Annotated in this window: 17 protein-coding genes and 2 tRNA genes; 12 read left to right on the top strand and 7 right to left on the bottom strand. The window is 51.3% G+C overall.

Going from position 1 to position 18,811, the window contains the following annotated elements:
* Window positions 1–45: 45 nt before the first annotated feature.
* Window positions 46–489 (top strand): Lrp/AsnC family transcriptional regulator, encoded by a 444-nt coding sequence (locus tag ACMGGX_RS00600; RefSeq protein ID WP_420297893.1) that lies wholly within the window; start codon window positions 46–48, stop codon window positions 487–489.
* A gap of 107 nt (window positions 490–596) precedes the next feature.
* Here ACMGGX_RS00600 and ACMGGX_RS00595 read toward each other — a convergent pair.
* From ACMGGX_RS00595 to ACMGGX_RS00580, 4 genes are all read right to left on the bottom strand, one after another.
* Window positions 597–681, bottom strand: a tRNA-Tyr gene (locus ACMGGX_RS00595).
* A 35-nt stretch (window positions 682–716) separates the two neighbouring features.
* Window positions 717–801 (bottom strand) — tRNA-Tyr (locus ACMGGX_RS00590).
* Window positions 802–958: 157 nt separating this feature from the next.
* Window positions 959–1,801 (bottom strand): formyltetrahydrofolate deformylase, encoded by an 843-nt coding sequence (gene purU / locus ACMGGX_RS00585; protein WP_023312104.1) that lies wholly within the window; start codon window positions 1,799–1,801, stop codon window positions 959–961.
* A 46-nt stretch (window positions 1,802–1,847) separates the two neighbouring features.
* Window positions 1,848–2,306, bottom strand: coding sequence for a YchJ family protein (locus tag ACMGGX_RS00580; protein ID WP_348561310.1), 459 nt, complete (start codon window positions 2,304–2,306; stop codon window positions 1,848–1,850).
* Between the two features lie 114 nt (window positions 2,307–2,420).
* Here ACMGGX_RS00580 and rssA point away from each other — a divergent pair, with 114 nt between their 5' ends.
* From rssA to galU, 3 genes are all read left to right on the top strand, one after another.
* Window positions 2,421–3,323 (top strand): patatin-like phospholipase RssA, encoded by a 903-nt coding sequence (rssA, locus tag ACMGGX_RS00575; protein WP_023312102.1) that lies wholly within the window; start codon window positions 2,421–2,423, stop codon window positions 3,321–3,323.
* Window positions 3,324–3,414: 91 nt separating this feature from the next.
* On the top strand, window positions 3,415–4,428 hold the full coding sequence (gene rssB, locus ACMGGX_RS00570) for a two-component system response regulator RssB (RefSeq protein WP_023312101.1): 1,014 nt from the start codon (window positions 3,415–3,417) through the stop codon (window positions 4,426–4,428).
* Window positions 4,429–4,628: 200 nt separating this feature from the next.
* Complete coding sequence (galU, locus tag ACMGGX_RS00565; protein ID WP_008502780.1) at window positions 4,629–5,537, top strand: UTP--glucose-1-phosphate uridylyltransferase GalU; 909 nt, start codon at window positions 4,629–4,631, stop codon at window positions 5,535–5,537.
* Window positions 5,538–5,738: 201 nt separating this feature from the next.
* Here galU and hns read toward each other — a convergent pair whose 3' ends face one another.
* Window positions 5,739–6,152 carry a histone-like nucleoid-structuring protein H-NS gene (gene hns / locus ACMGGX_RS00560; protein ID WP_008502781.1) on the bottom strand — a complete coding sequence of 138 codons (414 nt, stop codon included), beginning with the start codon at window positions 6,150–6,152 and terminating at the stop codon, window positions 5,739–5,741.
* Between the two features lie 549 nt (window positions 6,153–6,701).
* Between hns and tdk the strand changes: the two genes are divergently transcribed.
* Window positions 6,702–7,316 (top strand): thymidine kinase, encoded by a 615-nt coding sequence (gene tdk / locus ACMGGX_RS00555; protein ID WP_045355905.1) that lies wholly within the window; start codon window positions 6,702–6,704, stop codon window positions 7,314–7,316.
* A 66-nt stretch (window positions 7,317–7,382) separates the two neighbouring features.
* Here tdk and adhE read toward each other — a convergent pair whose 3' ends face one another.
* Window positions 7,383–10,061: a bifunctional acetaldehyde-CoA/alcohol dehydrogenase gene (adhE, locus tag ACMGGX_RS00550; RefSeq protein ID WP_023312099.1), complete on the bottom strand. Its 2,679-nt coding sequence runs from the start codon at window positions 10,059–10,061 to the stop codon at window positions 7,383–7,385.
* A gap of 478 nt (window positions 10,062–10,539) precedes the next feature.
* Between adhE and ACMGGX_RS00545 the strand changes: the two genes are divergently transcribed.
* From ACMGGX_RS00545 to ACMGGX_RS00515, 7 genes are all read left to right on the top strand, one after another.
* Window positions 10,540–11,187, top strand: a complete 648-nt coding sequence (locus ACMGGX_RS00545) for a YchE family NAAT transporter (protein ID WP_023312098.1) — start codon at window positions 10,540–10,542, stop codon at window positions 11,185–11,187.
* 770 nt (window positions 11,188–11,957) lie between these two features.
* A complete protein-coding gene (gene oppA, locus ACMGGX_RS00540; RefSeq protein WP_033145757.1) occupies window positions 11,958–13,589 on the top strand; it encodes an oligopeptide ABC transporter substrate-binding protein OppA in 1,632 nt (543 codons plus the stop codon).
* Between the two features lie 84 nt (window positions 13,590–13,673).
* A complete protein-coding gene (oppB, locus tag ACMGGX_RS00535) occupies window positions 13,674–14,594 on the top strand; it encodes an oligopeptide ABC transporter permease OppB (RefSeq protein ID WP_008502786.1) in 921 nt (306 codons plus the stop codon).
* A 14-nt stretch (window positions 14,595–14,608) separates the two neighbouring features.
* Window positions 14,609–15,517: an oligopeptide ABC transporter permease OppC gene (oppC, locus tag ACMGGX_RS00530; RefSeq protein WP_023312096.1), complete on the top strand. Its 909-nt coding sequence runs from the start codon at window positions 14,609–14,611 to the stop codon at window positions 15,515–15,517.
* An 11-nt stretch (window positions 15,518–15,528) separates the two neighbouring features.
* A complete protein-coding gene (locus tag ACMGGX_RS00525; RefSeq protein WP_023312095.1) occupies window positions 15,529–16,542 on the top strand; it encodes an ABC transporter ATP-binding protein in 1,014 nt (337 codons plus the stop codon).
* Window positions 16,539–17,543 carry a murein tripeptide/oligopeptide ABC transporter ATP-binding protein OppF gene (gene oppF / locus ACMGGX_RS00520; protein WP_023312094.1) on the top strand — a complete coding sequence of 335 codons (1,005 nt, stop codon included), beginning with the start codon at window positions 16,539–16,541 and terminating at the stop codon, window positions 17,541–17,543. Before ACMGGX_RS00525 ends, oppF begins: the two co-directional genes overlap by 4 nt.
* A gap of 14 nt (window positions 17,544–17,557) precedes the next feature.
* Window positions 17,558–18,427, top strand: a complete 870-nt coding sequence (locus tag ACMGGX_RS00515) for an ion transporter (protein WP_348561308.1) — start codon at window positions 17,558–17,560, stop codon at window positions 18,425–18,427.
* Window positions 18,428–18,458: 31 nt separating this feature from the next.
* Here ACMGGX_RS00515 and ACMGGX_RS00510 read toward each other — a convergent pair whose 3' ends face one another.
* Complete coding sequence (locus tag ACMGGX_RS00510; RefSeq protein ID WP_006810881.1) at window positions 18,459–18,788, bottom strand: HI1450 family dsDNA-mimic protein; 330 nt, start codon at window positions 18,786–18,788, stop codon at window positions 18,459–18,461.
* Between the last annotated feature and the right edge of the window lie 23 nt (window positions 18,789–18,811).

Here is an 18,811-nt window from a genome sequence, read left to right as displayed (position 1 = left end):
ATAAGGTGAAATGCAGTGATGACTTTTTAAAATTAGGTGAAAACGATGGAATGCCTTCTCGATGATATCGATCGACAAATTTTAGCCTGTCTGGTCGAAGATGCGCGCATGTCTTTGAAGGTGCTCAGCGGACGCATCGGTTTGACTTCCCCCAGTACGGCAGAACGCCTGAAGAGGCTGGAAGAACGCGGTGTGATTCAGGGGTATGGCGCACGGGTGAATCTGGCGGCGCTGGGATATACGCTGCAGGCGCTGGTGCGCGTGCGGCCTTTGCCGGGGTTGTTGCATAAGGTGGATAAATACATTCAGGCGATGCCGGAGTGTATTGAGAGCGACAAAGTCACCGGGGAAGATTGCTTTGTGATTAGGCTGGTGGTGCGATCGATAGAGCAGCTGGATGGGTTGCTGGACGGCCTGGCGGAGCATGCCCAGTGCAATACGTCGATTGTGAAAAGTTCGCCGGTGAAGCGCCGTTTGCCGCCGATGTAGGCTTCTGGCTTCTGGCTTCTGTCGCCGGGTGGCGGCTGCGCCTTACCCGGCCTAGAACAACGGATTCGGTTCAGTTTTATAATGATTTTTGGATTATTTGGAAGTGATGGTGGTGGGGGAAGGATTCGAACCTTCGAAGTCGATGACGGCAGATTTACAGTCTGCTCCCTTTGGCCGCTCGGGAACCCCACCAGGGGTAATTCAAATTTTGAGGTCGTGCTGAGAGATGGTGGTGGGGGAAGGATTCGAACCTTCGAAGTCGATGACGGCAGATTTACAGTCTGCTCCCTTTGGCCGCTCGGGAACCCCACCACGGGGTAATGCTTTTTACTGGCCTGCTTCCTGCTGGAAGCGGGGCGCATCATATCAAATGAGACGCCCCTGTAAAGCATTCCTTTAGGGAAATGAAGCTGTTTGCCTGCTTTTTATCCGTAAAGGCGCAAAGCTAATCAATTCATTTTCCGAAAGATTAAAGAATGATGGTTCTGTTGCCGTAGACAAAGACACGCTGCGCCAGCACCTGATACAGCGCACGACTCAGCACGTTCTTCTCAACGTCACGCCCTGCACGCATCATGTCCTCGGCCGTGTAGGTGTGGTCCACGTGAATCACGTCCTGCATGATGATTGGACCTTCGTCCAGGTTGTCATTCACGTAGTGTGCGGTTGCACCGATGATCTTCACGCCGCGCTCGTACGCCTGGTGGTAGGGACGCGCGCCAATAAAGGCTGGCAGGAACGAGTGGTGAATGTTGATGATCTTGTTCGGGAAACGCGCCACGAAGGATGGCGTTAACACGCGCATGTATTTCGCCAGCACCACGTAGTCCGGGTTATGCGCTTCAATGGCCTGGGCCATCAGATCGTCGTGTTCTTCACGGGTATGACCTTCGTGGCTAACCAGCTCGAACGGAATATCAAAACGCTCGACCAGCGTGCGCAGCGTCTCATGGTTGCCAATAACGGCAGCTATTTCCACGTCCAGACCGCCGTAGTTTGCTTTCATCAGCAGGTCGCCCAGACAGTGTGCTTCTTTGGTCACCAGGATCACGATGCGGCGTCGACCCGCTGGGGTCAGTTCGCGCACGGATCCTTCCGGAAGCGCGCTGTCGAGATCGGCAAGCAGGGTGGTGTCGTTGAAAATACCTTCGAGTTCGGTACGCATAAAGAAGCGGCCGGTACGGTGGTCAACGAACTCGTTGTTCTGCACGATATTCAGTTCATGCTTGTAGCAAATGTTGGTAATTCGTGCGATCAGTCCTTTTTGATCGGGACAGATGGTGCGCAGAACTTTACGTTGTAATGATTGCATCGCCGGGAAATCCTGTTTGTATTTGCGAAGTCTGGGTTGTCAGGCATTACTGCCCGCAACACTTTTTAAATTTTTTACCTGAACCACACGGGCAGGGATCGTTACGACCAAACTGTGGGCGCGTTCCGTCAATATAATACCACTGCCCGCTTTCCTTTAAGAACCGGGAACGCTCGATAATGGCTCCAGGTTTATTATTCTCGGTAAAGCGGGCAACGAAGCTGACGTAACCTTCATCAACATGGCTGCCCGTTGAGGATTCATAGACGGTAAGGCCGAGCCACTGCGTGTTCGCGAAGCCGGCTTTGATGTCCTGTCTGAATTCGTCAGCGTGGCAGGAGGGATGCCAGGTTTTAATCAGGTAGTCTGCGTCTTTGATCACAAAAGCAGTGTAACGTGAACGCATGAGGTGTGACGGGTCTGGTGCAACCTGATCGCCAGACAGATATCGCTGGCAACATAGGCTATACTCCAGAGCGCTACCACAAGGGCAGAGTTGAGACACGATTCTCTTCCTGGAACAAATAATAAAGGCGTAAAACGCTTCGGGTAGCACTATGTTAACTGAGCTGTTGCGTTGACGCTATGTCAGGAATCCAGGGGAAGTAAAACAGGGCTAATGAGAAAGGTTAAAATTGGACTGGCGCTGGGCTCAGGTGCAGCCCGGGGATGGTCACACATCGGCGTGATTAATGCCTTAAACAAGATGGGCATTAACGTAGATATTGTCGCAGGTTGTTCAATAGGATCGCTTGTCGGCTCCGCTTACGCATGCGGGAAGCTTCCGGAACTCGAGACCTGGGTGCGCTCCTTCAGCTACTGGGACGTCCTGCGTTTGATGGACCTCTCGTGGCAGCGTGGTGGGCTGTTGCGCGGCGAACGCGTCTTTAACCAGTTCCGCCAGGTTATGCCCCTCGAAGACTTCACTGATTGTCAGATGCCCTTCGGCGCCGTCGCGACGAACCTCAGCACGGGGCGCGAACTGTGGCTAACCGAAGGGGATATCCATCTTGCCGTGCGCGCCTCCTGCAGCATGCCGGGGCTCATGGCGCCTGTCCCACACAACGGTTACTGGCTTGTCGACGGTGGCGTTGTAAACCCGGTTCCCATCTCTCTGACCCGTGCAATGGGGGCGGATATCGTGATTGCCGTCGACCTGCAGCACGACGCCCACCTGATGCAACAGGACCTCATGCCGGTCAATCTCCAGAGCGAAGATGCTGAGGGCGAGAAACTGGCCTGGCATGAGCGCCTGCGCGGCAGAATCGGGCGCATGGCCGCGCGACGCTCGGTTGCCGCGCCGACGGCGATAGAAATCATGACCACGTCAATCCAGGTTCTGGAGAACCGCCTTAAGCGCAATCGTATGGCTGGCGACCCGCCAGATATTCTTATTCAGCCTTACTGTCCGCAAATCTCTACTCTTGATTTCCATCGGGCTGAGGCCGCCATCGCAGCGGGCTCGTTAGCCGTCGAAAAGAAAATGGATGAATTGTTGCCTTTTGTGCAAACAGCACGTTAAGCACCTTTTTTTGACTACTTCAGCAAAATCTGACAGGCGATAGTGCCGATCGCATGCCACTATTTAGTTACTGTCAGCCAGGGGAGGAACCATGACGCAGCCATTGGCCGGAAAACACATTTTGATTGTAGAAGACGAGCCCGTTTTCCGATCGCTACTGGATTCGTGGTTATCCTCGCTGGGAGCAATCACTTCACTCGCTGAAGATGGTATCGACGCCCTGGAAAAAATGATCAGTATTACGCCCGATTTGATGATTTGCGACATTGAGATGCCGCGCATGAATGGGCTGAAGCTGGTTGAACATCTGCGTAACGAAGGCAACCAGACGCCGATTCTGGTGATCTCTGCCACAGAGAATATGGCGGATATTGCCAAAGCATTGCGTCTTGGCGTCCAGGATATTCTGCTTAAGCCGGTCAAGGATCTGAACCGGCTGCGAGAAACGGTCTTAGCGTGCCTTTATCCGAATATGTTTAATTCCCGGGTAGAGGAAGAGGAGCGTCTTTTCCAGGACTGGGATGCCCTGGTGAGTGATCCTCCTGCTGCGGCGAAACTGTTGCAAGAACTTCAGCCGCCCGTACAGCAAACTATTTCACACTGCCGCGTAAATTATCGCCAGCTGGTGGCGGCTGACCAGCCGGGACTGGTGCTGGATATCGCACCATTATCTGATTCCGACCTTGCGTTTTATTCTCTGGATGTCACCCGTGCGGGGGATAATGGCGTATTAGCCGCGTTGCTTCTTCGCGCGCTATTTAATGGTTTGCTGCAGGAACAGTTATCGCATCAGGGACAACGACTGCCGGAGTTAGGCAGTTTGCTCAAACAGGTAAACCAGCTTTTTCGTCAGGCTAATTTGCCCGGACAGTTCCCGCTGCTGGTCGGTTATTACCACAGCGGTTTAAAGAATCTGATCCTCGTCTCAGCGGGTCTCAACGCTTCACTGAATACCGGTGAACATCATATTGAGGTGAGTAACGGTGTGCCGCTTGGGACATTGGGTACGGCGTATCTTAATCAAATTAGCCACCGCTGTTCCTCCTGGCAGTGCCAAATTTGGGGCGCCGGGGGACGGCTACGCTTAATGTTGTCCACGGAATAAGCAATTGGATCTTAATTTTAAGATTGCTTTACCTGTGTTTTACGGGGAGTGCTACTATCCCTGCCCAGTTTCATGCGTATTTATCCTAATTGATCGGCAACGCGTTCTTTTCAGACCCGAACTGCGGGGCGAGGCTGATATACTCAACGCGTTATTTATTGCATAAAAGTTCAAAACTTGAACAGCTCAGGAGAATTTGAATGGCTGCCCTAAATTCGAAAGTCAGAAAGGCCGTCATCCCGGTAGCGGGATTGGGGACCAGGATGTTACCAGCAACTAAGGCAATTCCTAAAGAGATGCTGCCTCTGGTTGATAAGCCATTAATCCAGTATGTCGTTAATGAATGTATCGCAGCCGGCATCACTGAAATTGTGCTGGTTACGCATTCATCAAAAAACTCTATCGAAAACCATTTCGATACAAGCTTTGAACTTGAAGCCATGCTGGAAAAGCGTGTTAAGCGTCAGCTGTTAGAAGAAGTTCAGTCTATTTGCCCGCCACACGTTACCATTATGCAGGTTCGTCAGGGCCTGGCTAAAGGTCTGGGCCACGCTGTTATGTGCGCACATCCTGTTGTAGGTGATGAGCCTGTAGCGGTAATTCTGCCTGACGTAATTCTTGACGAATACGAATCCGATCTTTCTCAGGATAACCTTGCTGAGATGATCAAACGTTTCGACGAAACCGGCAGCAGCCAGATCATGGTTGAGCCTGTTGAAGACGTGACGGCATACGGTGTGGTTGACTGCAAAGGCGTTAACCTTGAGCCGGGCGAAAGTGTGCCAATGGTTGGCGTAGTAGAGAAGCCTAAAGCCGACGTAGCGCCTTCAAACCTGGCCGTTGTAGGTCGCTATGTCCTGAGCGCTGAAATCTGGCCTCTGCTGGCGAAAACGCCTCCAGGAGCGGGTGATGAGATTCAGCTGACGGATGCGATTGATATGCTGATCGAGAAAGAGACCGTTGAGGCTTACCATATGAAAGGTAAGAGCCATGACTGCGGTAATAAGCTTGGTTATATGCAGGCGTTCGTTGAATATGGTATTCGGCACAATACTCTTGGTGAAGAATTTAAAACCTGGCTCAAAGAGAGCGTAGGTATTAAGAAATAAGCCACGGTTACATATGTCCGAAACCGGTGAGGCGCTGCCCACCGGTTTTTTTATGCCCTAAACACTTCTCAAACCTGTCTCTAAGTACAGTTATTAAAATTGCCAAATAATGCTTTATGACAGAGTGTAAGGGGATGTTTGCGACAAATTTAGGTTAAAAAAAATCCCGCATTACGCGGGATTTTTCTGAATACGGTTGGATTAATCCTTGATCAGGAAGTCGTCCAGCTGTTTACCTTGTTCGTCCATGGCTTTCTTGATAACAGCAGGAGTGCGGCCCTGGCCAGTCCAGGTTTTAGTTTCGCCGTTCTCGTCAACGTAGCTATATTTAGCAGGACGAGCAGCACGCTTGGCTTTAGTACCGGTTTTAGCTGCAGCCATGCTGTTCAGCAATTCATTTGGATCGATACCATCAGCAATCAGCATTTCACGATATTGCTGCAGTTTACGAGTACGTTCTTCGATTTCAGCAGCAGCTGCGCTTTCTTCTTCACGACGTTCATTAACTACAACTTCTAATTTTTCCAGCATTTCTTCAAGCGTTTCGAGGGTGCATTCTCTTGCCTGCGCACGAAGAGTACGGATGTTGTTCAGAATTTTAAGTGCTTCGCTCATTGTAGTAATCTCAAACTTATAATGGGGGGTGGTTTGTTGACCTAATAATAGAGCCATAAATTCAGTTGTGCAATAGCCAGGAATGTAAGGAATTCAAAAAATACTAAATAATGCCGCTATTATTAATTACGCTAACTTAAATTTCATCACCCAACAGTCTCGTTTGTTATCAGCTAACCCGGCTGGACCCGGTCGATTGCATCTTTTTTTTGTGACATTTACCGCAGGAATTATAGTTGCGGCGGAGAAATATCAGCCTTTTGTATTAGTTCCCCACCGTGATGTTAAGACTGTAATAGTTAATAAATAGTGAATTTTAAAGAACGGGGATTCCACTATAAAAAGCAGTGTTATGTTTGGCTGAACATATAACATATTGGCCGGGCAGAAGGAGTTTACTTCATGTTTTAACGGGCTATTTTCATGAAAAGAAGGTCGTGAACTCCACGCTGAAACGCTTCTTCTGTGTGCTGCATCGCTGATGACCAGACAAATTATGGTACAATGAATCATCGGGAATATTACACATTGATTAGGGTTTTACGGCCAATGGCACAACTTTATTTCTACTATTCGGCAATGAATGCCGGGAAATCCACCGCGTTGCTGCAATCCTCGTACAATTACCAGGAGCGTGGGATGCGTACCGTTGTTTATACGGCTGAAATTGACGATCGCTTTGGCGCAGGGAAGGTGAGTTCCAGAATAGGGCTCTCGTCGCCTGCCAGACTGTTTAACCCGAAAACCGATCTGTTTGAGGACATTCGTACAGAACATGCTTTGCAGCCCATTCACTGTGTTCTGGTAGATGAGAGCCAGTTTCTGACGCGTGAACAGGTTCATGCCCTTTCAGAGGTGGTCGATGAGCTCGATATTCCCGTGCTGTGTTACGGCCTGCGTACGGATTTCCGCGGTGAGCTCTTTGCTGGTAGCCAGTATTTGCTCGCCTGGTCGGATAAGCTTGTCGAATTGAAAACAATCTGCTTCTGCGGTCGCAAAGCCAGCATGGTGCTTCGTCTCGACCAGGCCGGGAAACCTTATGCAGATGGCGAGCAGGTGGTGATAGGCGGTAATGAACGCTATGTTTCAGTCTGTCGTAAACATTATAAAGAAGCGTTGTCTGTAGGCTCGCTGACGGCGATTCAACACGACAACAGGAAATAATGCCGGCCTTGTTATACAGACATAAAAAAACCCGCCATAAAGGCGGGCTTTTTCTTATGCTCTCAATTAAGCGCTTTTCTTCGCTTTCTTGTCAGCTTTGATGACAGGAACTTCTGTTTTCACAGCGGCAACGTCACCTTCTTTGAACTCACGACCGTAGAAGGTATCCAGCAGAATCTGTTTCAGCTCGGAGATCAGTGGGTAGCGCGGGTTAGCACCAGTACACTGGTCATCGAATGCATCTTCAGACAGCTTATCTACATGAGCGAGGAAGTCAGCTTCCTGAACGCCTGCTTCACGGATAGATTTTGGAATACCCAGCTCAGCTTTCAGGCTTTCCAGCCATGCCAGCAGTTTCTCAATTTTCGCAGCAGTGCGGTCACCCGGTGCGCTCAGACCAAGGTGGTCTGCGATTTCAGCGTAACGACGACGCGCTTGCGGACGGTCGTACTGGCTGAAAGCAGTCTGCTTGGTTGGGTTGTCGTTAGCGTTATAACGGATAACGTTGCTGATCAACAGGGCGTTCGCCAGACCGTGAGGAATGTGGAACTGTGAACCCAGTTTGTGCGCCATAGAGTGGCAAACACCCAGGAAGGCGTTCGCAAACGCGATACCGGCGATAGTAGCTGCACTGTGAACGCGTTCACGTGCTACCGGGTTTTTAGACCCTTCGTTGTAGGACGCTGGCAGGTTTTCCTTCAGCAGTTTCAGCGCCTGCAGAGCCTGACCGTCAGAGAACTCAGATGCCAGCACAGAAACATAAGCTTCCAGGGCGTGAGTCACCGCATCCAGACCACCGAACGCACACAGTGATTTCGGCATCTCCATGACCAGGTTCGCATCAACGATAGCCATGTCTGGGGTCAGTGCATAGTCAGCCAGTGGATATTTCTGACCTGTTGCATCGTCCGTTACTACTGCGAATGGCGTAACTTCTGAACCGGTACCGGAAGTGGTGGTTACCGCGATCATTTTCGCTTTTACGCCCATTTTCGGGAACTTGTAGATACGTTTACGGATGTCCATAAAGCGCAGCGCCAGTTCTTCGAAGTGGGTTTCAGGATGCTCGTACATGACCCACATGATTTTCGCGGCGTCCATTGGGGAACCGCCACCCAGTGCGATAATCACATCTGGTTTGAAGGAGTTAGCCAGCTCAGCACCTTTACGCACAACGCTCAGGGTAGGGTCAGCTTCAACTTCAAAGAACACTTCAGTTTCAACGCCAGCCGCTTTCAGTACAGAGGTGATCTGGTCAGCGTAGCCGTTGTTGAACAGGAAACGGTCAGTCACGATGAGCGCACGTTTGTGGCCATCAGTAATCACTTCATCCAGCGCGATTGGCAGTGAGCCACGGCGGAAGTAGATAGATTTCGGAAGTTTGTGCCACAACATGTTTTCAGCTCGCTTAGCAACGGTTTTCTTGTTGATCAGGTGTTTTGGACCAACGTTTTCAGAGATGGAGTTACCACCCCAGGAACCACAACCCAGAGTCAGGGAAGGTGCGAGTTTAAAGTTGTACAGGTCACCGATACCACCCTGAGAAGCAGGGGTGTTAATCAGGATACGTGCAGTTTTCATCATCTGACCGAAGTGGGCAACGCGTTCTGGCTGGTTGTCCTGGTCGGTGTACAGACAAGACGTGTGACCGATACCGCCCATGGCAACCAGTTTCTCGGCTTTCTCTACCGCGTCTTCGAAATCTTTCGCACGGTACATGGCAAGCGTTGGAGACAGTTTTTCATGTGCAAACGGCTCGCTTTCGTCGACAACTTTCACTTCACCGATCAGGATTTTGGTTGTTGCCGGAACGGTAAAGCCTGCGAGTTCAGCAATTTTGTACGCTGGCTGACCCACGATAGCGGCGTTAAGTGCGCCATTTTTCAGGATGATGTCCTGAACCGCTTTCAGCTCTTTGCCCTGCAGCAGGTAGCCGCCGTGGCTGGCGAAACGTTCACGAACTGCGTCGTACACGGAATCAACAACAACAACAGACTGTTCAGATGCACAGATCACGCCGTTATCGAAGGTTTTAGACATCAGTACAGACGCAACGGCACGTTTGATGTCAGCGGTTTCGTCGATAACAACAGGGGTGTTACCTGCGCCCACACCGATCGCTGGTTTACCGGAGCTGTATGCGGCTTTAACCATGCCAGGACCACCGGTCGCCAGGATCAGGTTAATGTCCGGGTGATGCATCAGCGCATTGGAGAGCTCAACGGAAGGTTGGTCGATCCAGCCAATCAGATCTTTTGGTGCGCCAGCAGCGATCGCCGCCTGCAGGACAATATCTGCCGCTTTGTTGGTCGCGTCTTTCGCACGTGGGTGTGGAGAGAAGATGATTGCGTTACGAGTCTTCAGGCTAATCAGTGATTTGAAGATAGCTGTAGACGTTGGGTTAGTTGTCGGAACAATACCGCAGATGATGCCGATAGGTTCAGCGATGGTGATGGTACCGAAGGTGTCGTCTTCGGACAGCACGCCACAGGTTTTCTCATCTTTATAGGCGTTGTAGATATACTCGGAAGCAAAGTGGTTTTTAATCACTTTATCTTCCACGATACCCATGCCGGATTCGGCAACGGCCATTTTAGCGAGAGGGATTCGAGCATCTGCAGCAGCCAGTGCGGCCGCGCGGAAGATTTTGTCAACCTGTTCTTGGGTGAAATTGGCATATTCACGCTGGGCTTTTTTAACGCGCTCGACGAGGGCGTTCAGTTCAGCGATATTAGTAACAGCCATAATGCTCTCCTGATAATGTTTAAACTCTTTTAGTAAACCAGCGCTCGATACGTCACACAGTATAGACAGAGCCGATACGACTTGCGTAACACAAAGTAAAACAAAGAGTTACTTTCTGCGTCAGCACACTAATTTACTAAAAGAGCCTTACCTTAGCATCATCCCTTTTTGTCAGGTGATCTCCCTGGGGGCGTAACCAAGATTACTCACTTCTGAGTACGGAAATCATGATCTGCGTCAATTTTCCCCCAAGCTGATACCTTTCAGCAGGGTTATTTCGTTGAGGTTTTTCAAGTGTTAAATAATTACGTAAGTAATGGAAGTGGCACTGCCATTGATTATACATATATTTAACATCCTGAAATGATAACGTTTTGCCGCAGATTTCGAGTGAAGTATGCTAATAAAAAGGGTATCTTCAGCGCGATTTCTCATGACAAATTGTCAGTCCCGGGCATGTGTATAAGCGGAGCAAAACGTGATTCAAACGCTCTTTGATTTTCCAACGTATTTTAAATTTTTTATTGGTTTGTTTGCCCTGGTCAACCCGGTGGGGATCATTCCTGTCTTCATTAGTATGACGAGTTATCAGACGGCGGCGGCCAGGAATAAGACCAACCTCACCGCTAACCTGTCAGTAGCTATCATCTTGCTCACCTCCCTTTTCCTGGGTGACGCCATTCTCCAGCTCTTCGGGATTTCGATTGACTCGTTCCGCATAGCGGGTGGGATCCTGGTCGTGACCATCGCCATGTCAATGATCAGCGGTAAGCTGGGCGAGGATAAACAAAACAAGCAGGAGAAGTCAGAAACTGCCATCCGCGAAAGTATTGGCGTGGTGCCGCTGGCCTTACCGCTCATGGCTGGCCCTGGCGCCATCAGTTCAACCATTGTCTGGGGCACGCGTTACCATAGCCTGATGCACCTGATTGGCTTTTCCGTTGCCATTGCACTATTCGCGCTGTGCTGTTGGGGAGTATTCCGCATGGCGCCCTGGCTGGTGCGACTGTTGGGGCAGACGGGCATTAACGTCATAACGCGTATTATGGGCCTGCTGTTGATGGCGTTAGGGATTGAATTCATCGTTACAGGAATTAAAAGCATTTTCCCCGGTTTGCTGCACTGATATTTCGTATGAAAGAACGGAGCCACGGCTCCGTTTTTTTACGTCATTATCAGTAAATCCTATAACTAAAGTTGAAATGCTCACATATCATAATAAATTCTACTAATAATGTTCATTGCTTGTATTTCAATAAGTTATTAATTCCCCCCAAACTCGCCTGCGCAGAAAACCTTCGATCGATCTGTTATTTTACTCACATGATACTCTGGGGCTTGCTGAGAGATAACCGAAATGATATTAGTAAATTCAACATTCCCCTAGATGAATGTGCTAAATAATAACCAGTTGTTAAATTTTTGTACAAAATCACTCGATGATAGCGCAGCGACGCGCTTGTAGAGAAAATTTTCTCTATCCTATTGAATATCATGTTTTTTTAGTGATATTCGATGTCTGGCAAGGCTGCCCTCAACGATGCGGTACTCACCGTAAAAGAGAATTGCTTAACAAATTTGCAAAATGTATTGGCGCGCGTTTACGCCATTTGATACTTTCCGGCCTAATATTTTGCAGCATAAAACAAGCAGATGAGAATTATTTTCATATGGTTCTCTTCTCAGATATCCAGCGCAGGCCTCAAACAGGGGAAGCCTGTAAAGAATCGACGCAAGACGGCCATACGAGCGGTCAGTAATAAAAAAGTCGGTGATAGCAAGCAGTAAAAGAAGAACCTGACAGCAGCAAAAAAAACTCCTGCGCTGTACAGGCCCCAACAGGGGATTACACAGCTGGCGAAGGCCAGTCATTATAATGAGTGGAGTACCAACACAATGTCCATCATCACAAAAAAAAATCTGGTAGCGGCGGGGATTTTAACTGCGCTAATCGCGGGCAACGCTGCAATGGCTGCGGACGTTCCTGCAGGTGTTCAACTGGCGGAGAAACAGACGCTGGTGCGTAACAACGGTGCGGAAGTTCAGTCTCTTGACCCGCACAAAATTGAAGGTGTTCCTGAGTCTAACGTTAACCGCGACCTGTTCGAAGGCCTGCTGGTGACAGACGTAGACGGCCACCCGGCACCGGGTGTAGCAGAAAAATGGGAAAACAAAGATTTCAAAGTCTGGACATTCCATCTGCGTAAAGATGCGAAATGGTCCGACGGTACACCGGTTACGGCCGAAGATTTCGTTTATAGCTGGCAGCGTCTGGCGAATCCAACCACCGCCTCTCCGTATGCGAGCTACCTGCAATATGGCCACATTGCCAATATTGATGACATCATCGCGGGCAAAAAACCTGTTACCGACCTGGGCGTAAAAGCGATCGATGCCAATACCTTTGAAGTGACGTTGAGCGAACCTGTTCCGTACTTCTATAAGCTGCTGGTTCACCCGTCCGTTTCTCCGGTACCAAAATCCGCCGTGGAAAAATTTGGTGAGAAATGGACGCAGCCTGCAAATATCGTCACCAATGGTGCCTATAAGCTGAAAGACTGGGTGGTCAACGAACGTATGGTGCTTGACCGTAACCCGCAGTATTGGGATAACGCGAAAACCGTCATTGACCAGGTGACCTACCTGCCAATCTCTTCCGAAGTGACTGACGTTAACCGCTACCGCAGCGGTGAAATCGACATGACCTATAACAACATGCCGATTGAACTGTTCCAGAAACTGAAAAAAGAGATCCCTAAAGAAGTTCACGTCGATCCGTACCTGTGCACCTATTACTATGAAATCAACAACCAGAAAGCACCGTTTACCGACGTACGTGTTCGTACCGCGCTGAAGCTGGCACTGGATCGCGATATCATCGTGAACAAAGTAAAAAACCAGGGCGATCTGCCGGCGTACAGCTATACCCCTCCATACACCGATGGCGCAAAACTGACCGAGCCAGAGTGGTTCAAACAGACTCAGGAACAGCGTAACGCAGAAGCGAAGAAACTGCTGGCCGAAGCGGGCTACACCGCAGATAAGCCGCTGACCTTCAGCCTGCTCTACAACACTTCCGATCTGCACAAAAAACTGGCTATCGCCGTTGCCTCAATCTGGAAAAAGAACCTGGGCGCGAACGTGAAGCTGGAGAACCAGGAGTGGAAAACCTTCCTCGACAGCCGTCATCAGGGCACCTTTGATGTAGCTCGTGCTGGCTGGTGTGCGGACTATAACGAACCGACCTCCTTCCTGAACACCATGCTGAGCGACAGCTCGAACAACACCGCTCACTATAAGAGCCCGGCGTTCGACAAGCTGATTGGCGACACGCTGAAAACCACTGACGAAGCGCAGCGTACAGAACTGTACTCTAAAGCCGAGCAGCAGCTGGATAAAGATTCCGCGATCGTTCCGGTTTACTACTACGTCAACGCCCGTCTGGTGAAACCGTGGGTAGGTGGATATACCGGTAAAGACCCGATGGATAATATCTACGTTAAAAACTTGTATATTATCAAGCATTAATGGCAATGAGTGGGGCGGGCGTGCTCGCCCCACGGTGTCTAACCAACGTCACATTATATAGGCACACGCCAGAAGGTACGGGCAATGTTGAAATTTATCCTACGTCGCTGTCTTGAAGCGATTCCAACGCTATTTATTCTCATCACGATTTCCTTCTTCATGATGCGCCTTGCGCCGGGAAGTCCATTTACCGGTGAGCGTACGCTACCGCCTGAAGTCATGGCGAATATCGAAGCGAAATACCACTTAAACGATCCTATCTCGACCCAGTACTTCAACTACCTGAAGCAGCTGGCGCACGGCGATTTTGGACCGTCATTTAAATATAAAGACTATTCCGTTAACGACCTGGTCGCGTCCAGCTTCCCGGTTTCGGCTAAGTTGGGTGCTGCGGCATTCATTCTGGCCATCGTTTTCGGGGTCACCGCAGGCGTTATCGCCGCGCTCAGACAAAATACCAAATGGGATTATGCCGTAATGGGGGTGGCAATGACCGGGGTAGTCATACCCAGCTTCGTTGTCGCGCCATTACTGGTGATGATATTTGCCATCACGCTGAAGTGGCTGCCTGGCGGCGGCTGGAACGGCGGGGCATTGAAGTTCATGATTTTGCCGATGGTGGCATTATCTCTGGCGTACATCGCCAGTATCGCGCGTATCACCCGTGGTTCAATGATCGAAGTGCTGCACTCAAACTTCATTCGTACCGCGCGCGCTAAAGGGCTGCCGATGCGTCGGATTATCTTCCGCCATGCACTCAAACCGGCGCTGTTGCCTGTGCTCTCCTATATGGGACCGGCATTCGTCGGGATCATCACCGGCTCTATGGTTATCGAAACAATCTACGGCCTGCCCGGCATTGGTCAGCTGTTCGTTAACGGCGCGCTCAACCGCGACTATTCGCTGGTACTGAGCCTGACGATTCTCGTCGGTGCGCTGACCATTCTCTTTAACGCTATCGTCGATGTGCTGTATGCCGTCATCGACCCGAAAATTCGTTACTAACGCTGGAGCACGCCATGATGTTGAGTAAGAAAAACAGCGAGGCGCTGGAAAACTTCAGTGAAAAACTGGAAGTAGAAGGTCGTAGCCTCTGGCAGGACGCGCGCCGTCGCTTTATGCACAACCGTGCAGCGGTTGCCAGTCTGGTTGTTCTGGTGATCATCGCGCTGTTTGTAACCCTGGCGCCGATGCTGTCGCAATTTACCTATTTCGACACCGACTGGGGCATGATGTCCAGCGCGCCGGATATGGAATCAGGCCACTATTTTGGCACGGACTCTTCTGGACGCGACCTGCTGGTGCGTGTCGCTATCGGTGGCCGTATCTCGCTGATGGTCGGTATTGCTGCCGCGCTGGTCGCGGTGATCGTGGGTACGCTCTATGGCTCACTTTCCGGCTACCTCGGCGGCAAAATAGACTCGGTAATGATGCGCCTGCTGGAAATCCTGAACTCCTTCCCGTTTATGTTCTTCGTCATCCTGCTGGTGACCTTCTTCGGCCAGAATATCCTGCTGATCTTCGTGGCCATCGGGATGGTGTCCTGGCTGGATATGGCGCGTATTGTTCGCGGCCAGACGCTGAGCCTCAAACGCAAAGAGTTTATCGAAGCGGCGCAGGTAGGCGGTGTGTCCACCGGGAATATCGTGGTTCGCCATATCGTTCCTAACGTGCTGGGCGTGGTGGTGGTTTATGCCTCACTGCTGGTACCAAGCATGATCCTGTTTGAATCTTTCCTGAGCTTCCTGGGGCTCGGCACACAAGAGCCTCTGAGCAGCTGGGGCGCGCTGCTGAGCGATGGCGCAAACTCGATGGAAGTTTCACCGTGGCTGCTGCTGTATCCGGCGGGTTTCCTGGTCGTCACCCTGTTTTGTTTTAACTTTATCGGCGATGGCCTGCGTGATGCCCTCGACCCGAAAGACCGTTAAGGAGCGCCGTCATGACAATTATTGAAACGGCCACTGCGCCACAGGCGCAACAGCAGAATAACCTTTTGCTGGATGTGAAAGACCTCCGCGTGACCTTTAAAACGCCGGACGGGGATGTTACCGCCGTCAACGATCTCAACTTCAACCTGCGCGCGGGTGAAACGCTGGGGATCGTGGGGGAATCCGGTTCCGGAAAATCCCAGACAGCCTTTGCGCTGATGGGGCTGCTGGCCGCTAACGGCGTGATTGGCGGCTCCGCTAAATTCAACGGTCGCGAAATCCTCAACCTGCCGGAGCACGAGCTGAACAAGCTGCGTGCCGAGCAGATCTCGATGATTTTCCAGGATCCGATGACCTCGCTGAATCCGTATATGCGCGTAGGCGAGCAGCTGATGGAAGTCCTGATGCTGCACAAAGGCCTGGGCAAAGCGGAGGCCTTTGAAGAGTCGGTCAAAATGCTGGATGCGGTGAAAATGCCGGAGGCGCGCAAGCGTATGCGCATGTTCCCGCACGAGTTTTCTGGCGGTATGCGTCAGCGCGTGATGATTGCGATGGCGCTGCTGTGTCGGCCAAAGCTGCTGATTGCCGATGAACCTACCACCGCGCTGGACGTTACCGTGCAGGCGCAGATCATGACCCTGTTGAACGAGCTGAAGCGTGAGTTCAACACGGCGATTATCATGATCACCCACGACCTGGGCGTGGTGGCGGGCATTTGTGACAAAGTGCTGGTGATGTACGCCGGTCGTACCATGGAATACGGCAAAGCGCGCGATGTCTTCTATCAGCCTGCGCACCCGTATTCGATTGGTCTGCTGAACGCGGTGCCGCGTCTTGATGCGGAAGGGGAATCCCTGCTCACCATTCCGGGCAACCCGCCAAACCTGCTGCGTCTGCCGAAAGGCTGTCCGTTCCAGCCGCGCTGCCCGCACGCGATGGAAATCTGCAACAGCGCTCCGCCGCTGGAAGAGTTTGCACCAGGCCGTCTGCGCGCCTGCTTTAAGCCGCAGGAGGAGCTGGTATGAACGCATTAGATGAAAAACGCAACGTGCTGCTCGAAATCGCCGATCTTAAAGTGCATTTCGACATCAAAGACGGCAAACAGTGGTTCTGGCAGCCGCCTAAGACCCTGAAAGCGGTGGACGGCGTCACGCTGCGCCTGTACGAAGGGGAAACCCTGGGCGTGGTGGGAGAGTCCGGCTGCGGTAAATCGACCTTTGCACGAGCCATTATCGGCCTGGTCAAGGCCACAGACGGTAAAGTGGCTTGGCTGGGTAAAGATCTGCTGGGCATGAAGCCCGACGAGTGGCGCGAGGTGCGCAGCGATATCCAGATGATTTTCCAGGATCCGCTGGCATCATTAAACCCGCGTATGACCATCGGCGAGATTATTGCCGAGCCGCTGCGCACCTATCATCCGAAGATGTCTCGTCAGGAAGTGCGCGACCGCGTGAAGGCGATGATGATGAAAGTCGGCCTGTTGCCAAACCTCATCAACCGCTATCCGCATGAGTTCTCCGGCGGCCAGTGCCAGCGTATTGGTATTGCCCGTGCGCTGATCCTCGAACCGAAGCTGATTATCTGCGATGAGCCGGTTTCCGCGCTGGACGTCTCCATTCAGGCGCAGGTGGTTAACCTGCTGCAGAAGCTGCAGCGCGAAATGGGGCTGTCGCTGATCTTCATCGCGCATGACCTGGCCGTGGTGAAACACATTTCTGACCGCGTGCTGGTGATGTATCTGGGGCATGCCGTGGAGCTGGGCACCTATGACGAGGTGTACCATAATCCATTGCACCCATACACCAGAGCGCTGATGTCCGCGGTGCCGATCCCCGATCCCGATCTGGAGAAAAATAAAACCATCCAGCTTCTGGAAGGGGAATTACCTTCGCCGATTAACCCGCCGTCAGGCTGCGTCTTCCGCACGCGCTGCCCCATGGCCGGGCCGGAATGTGCTAAAACGCGACCGGTTCTCGAAGGCAGCTTCCGACATGCGGTTTCCTGCCTGAAAGTAGACCCGTTATAATCGCAAGGGCTGACATGATGTCAGCCCTTATTTTTTGCGAGGTAACTGTGTCGCGTTTATTCACGTCAGCCCGTCGGCGGCTATATCATTTTTTATTCGATCCTGAAACGGTTTCCGGGCGACGCTTTGAAGGTCTGTGCGGTTTATTTGCGCTCCTCAGCGTGGTTGTCATCTTTATTGAATCGGGTGCCGGGACGCAATACCACCTGACGTTTGACGAATGGCATATCTTTGTCTGGCTTGAGCTGGCGATTACCCTGGTTTTTACCGCTGAATATCTCCTGCGGGTAATAGCCTGGCCCAACCCGGCCAGATATGTTTTCAGCTTCTGGGGATTTATCGATTTAGCCACCATCCTGCCGCTCTATGTCATGTGGCTGTGGCCGGAGATCAGCCTGAGCTATGTCTTTGCCTGGCGAGCGATGCGCGTGATTCGGGTATTACGTATTCTGAAGTTACTGCGTTTTATGCCGTCATTACGCGTGTTCTGGAGTGCGATCGTCAGCGCCCGCCATCAGCTTATTTTGTTCTACTCGTTTATTGCCATCGTCATGATTGTTTTTGGCGCGCTGATGTATTTAATAGAAGGGCCTAAATATGGCTTTACGACGCTAAATGCGTCCGTCTACTGGGCCATTGTGACCGTCACCACCGTGGGCTATGGTGATATCACGCCCCATACGCCACTGGGTCGCATTGTGGCGTCCGTGCTGATTTTGATTGGCTATTCGGTGATTGCGATCCCGACGGGACTTATTACCACACATATGAGCAGCGCGTTTCAGAGCCGCAAGCAACAGCGCAAATGTCCTCATTGCCAGCAGGGCGAACATGAACACGACGCGCGGTTTTGTCACCGCTGCGGCAGTGAATTACCGGGGTAAATAAAAAAGGCTGCAATCGCAGCCTTTTTTATTATTCGCGCCAGAGAATATGGCACAGCTTGTGGTCTTTCTCCCGACAGAGCAGGACGCGGGCGAAAATATCGTTAATTTCGCCGCCGTCTTCATCGGCCAGCCCAATCACCACTTCGGCAAAGAAGTCAGGATTCAGGTCGAAATCAACATGCTCAGCCCAGTCTTCTGAAGGGTCGAACAATTCAGCGCCGCCGCGCTCTTCGAACTGCAGATTGAAGAGGATCACGTCTGCGGGATCGAGGTTATCAACCGCCAGTTCGAGAAAAATGTCATAGGCCTGCTCGAGCGTTTCGTCTTCGGTCAGGCGATTGTTCAGATCCATTTCCATGATGACTACCTGTTTAACATCGT

Source organism: Enterobacter sp. BNK-29, from assembly GCF_048684785.1.
Lineage (GTDB): Bacteria > Pseudomonadota > Gammaproteobacteria > Enterobacterales > Enterobacteriaceae > Enterobacter > Enterobacter cloacae_M.
Note: the sequence above shows the minus strand (reverse complement) of the source record. Positions and strands in the feature narration are given on the sequence as shown.

Bases quoted from the DNA above. Each gene is read 5' to 3' on its own strand.
- rssB (WP_023312101.1), top strand. From the start codon at position 3,415: ATGACGCAGCCATTGGCCGGAAAACACATTTTGATTGTAGAAGACGAG.
- oppC (WP_023312096.1), top strand. From the start codon at position 14,609: ATGATGTTGAGTAAGAAAAACAGCGAGGCGCTGGAAAACTTCAGTGAA.
- oppF (WP_023312094.1), top strand. From the start codon at position 16,539: ATGAACGCATTAGATGAAAAACGCAACGTGCTGCTCGAAATCGCCGAT.
- galU (WP_008502780.1), top strand. From the start codon at position 4,629: ATGGCTGCCCTAAATTCGAAAGTCAGAAAGGCCGTCATCCCGGTAGCG.
- oppA (WP_033145757.1), top strand. From the start codon at position 11,958: ATGTCCATCATCACAAAAAAAAATCTGGTAGCGGCGGGGATTTTAACT.
- tdk (WP_045355905.1), top strand. From the start codon at position 6,702: ATGGCACAACTTTATTTCTACTATTCGGCAATGAATGCCGGGAAATCC.
- purU (WP_023312104.1), bottom strand. From the start codon at position 1,801: ATGCAATCATTACAACGTAAAGTTCTGCGCACCATCTGTCCCGATCAA.
- adhE (WP_023312099.1), bottom strand. From the start codon at position 10,061: ATGGCTGTTACTAATATCGCTGAACTGAACGCCCTCGTCGAGCGCGTT.
- ACMGGX_RS00515 (WP_348561308.1), top strand. From the start codon at position 17,558: ATGATGTCAGCCCTTATTTTTTGCGAGGTAACTGTGTCGCGTTTATTC.
- hns (WP_008502781.1), bottom strand. From the start codon at position 6,152: ATGAGCGAAGCACTTAAAATTCTGAACAACATCCGTACTCTTCGTGCG.
- oppB (WP_008502786.1), top strand. From the start codon at position 13,674: ATGTTGAAATTTATCCTACGTCGCTGTCTTGAAGCGATTCCAACGCTA.
- ACMGGX_RS00600 (WP_420297893.1), top strand. From the start codon at position 46: ATGGAATGCCTTCTCGATGATATCGATCGACAAATTTTAGCCTGTCTG.
- ACMGGX_RS00510 (WP_006810881.1), bottom strand. From the start codon at position 18,788: ATGGAAATGGATCTGAACAATCGCCTGACCGAAGACGAAACGCTCGAG.
- rssA (WP_023312102.1), top strand. From the start codon at position 2,421: ATGAGAAAGGTTAAAATTGGACTGGCGCTGGGCTCAGGTGCAGCCCGG.
- ACMGGX_RS00525 (WP_023312095.1), top strand. From the start codon at position 15,529: ATGACAATTATTGAAACGGCCACTGCGCCACAGGCGCAACAGCAGAAT.